Source organism: Sphingomonas sp. CCH5-D11, from assembly GCF_001557395.1.
Taxonomy (GTDB): domain Bacteria; phylum Pseudomonadota; class Alphaproteobacteria; order Sphingomonadales; family Sphingomonadaceae; genus Sphingomonas.
This window is the reverse complement of the sequence record NZ_LSKH01000100.1, coordinates 1-1,072: the sequence shown is the minus strand read 5'-3', so window position 1 is coordinate 1,072 and position 1,072 is coordinate 1. Positions and strand designations below refer to the sequence as shown.

The following is a 1,072-nucleotide window of genomic DNA, read 5'->3' as shown; positions in this document are numbered from 1 at the left end:
GCGCCGGTGCCGCCAAAGAAGAGATCGAGCAGCTCGAGAACGAACCTGCCGTCCAGCACCAGCAATGCCGTGCGATCGTCCATGCCCAGCGGCAGCCAGGCGGTCAGCTTGTCCGGGCGCTCCGCGCGATAATCGGCGAAGCGCTGCACCGCGAGCGGTTCGGCCCAGGCCCGCACTTCCTCGCGTAGCAGCGGCTCGAACACGCCGCGCAGCCCCCGCGCAAGACGCGCGGAGAGATGCTGCAGCGTGTGCAGGTCGCCGAACGGATTGAGCTTCGCCTGCCCCAGGCCACCCGTTTGGAGGGCCTGCGGTCGGGCGCGCTCTCGCCGTTCGCGAGCAAGTTCTGGCTTGGCGTTAACCATATGCGGTCACTGAACAACGAAATTGGTAAAGTAGACGTTACTAACGCCGCCAAAGCCCTCTTTCTGTTCCAGCGTATTGTTGATCGCTACGGTCAGCCGCTTCGCCAGCGCGGCCTTGCCCTGAGAGGAAAACACCTGGTCTTCCGTGGTGTCACCCAGCGCCATCAGGATGGCGGAGCGAATCGCGATATCATTGGTCTTGATGTGCTGGATCACCGTATCGTCGTACGGCGTCGACACCGCGATACCCACCTGCAAGAAGTGGATCGAATCCTGGAGATTCGCGGTAAACTCTTTTTCGAGCGCGAAATAGTTGGAGGCGTAGCGATCGCCGCCAGCGCCCTCCGGCGTCGGCTTGCCGGCGTGGCCCGAATCGTCGCCGCCGGCATCGCCGCCGTGACCACCGCCCGATCCGCCACCCTCTTCCGGGCGCTTCTGCTCGCTCTTGGGAACCAGCTTCGGCTTGCCTTCATCCGCCGCATGCGCACTGGCGCCTCCCATCACGCCGGCGCTGGCAGCATAAAGGCCCGCCCCAACGCCGCCGCCGATCAGCACAACGCCGCCGACCGCGATCACCAGGATCTTGCCGATCTTGCCCTTCTTTTTTGGCGCGCCTTCGGCCGCGCCCTTGTCCTTGTCACTCACTGCTCATCGCCTTTCGCCGTTCACGCGATTCGTTCGTCGGAGAGCGCGGCCTCGTCTTGCGCCGC

General features: G+C 64.6%; 1 protein-coding gene and 1 pseudogene. Both read right to left on the bottom strand.

What is annotated here, in order from left to right; all coding sequences use genetic code 11:
* Positions 1-362, bottom strand: a pseudogene (locus AX702_RS06770) (flagellar motor switch protein FliM); the annotation flags it as partial.
* A 6-nt stretch (positions 363-368) separates the two neighbouring features.
* Positions 369-1,007 (bottom strand): flagellar basal body-associated FliL family protein, encoded by a 639-nt coding sequence (locus tag AX702_RS06765; protein WP_066777840.1) that lies wholly within the window; start codon positions 1,005-1,007, stop codon positions 369-371.
* Positions 1,008-1,072: the final 65 nt, after the last annotated feature.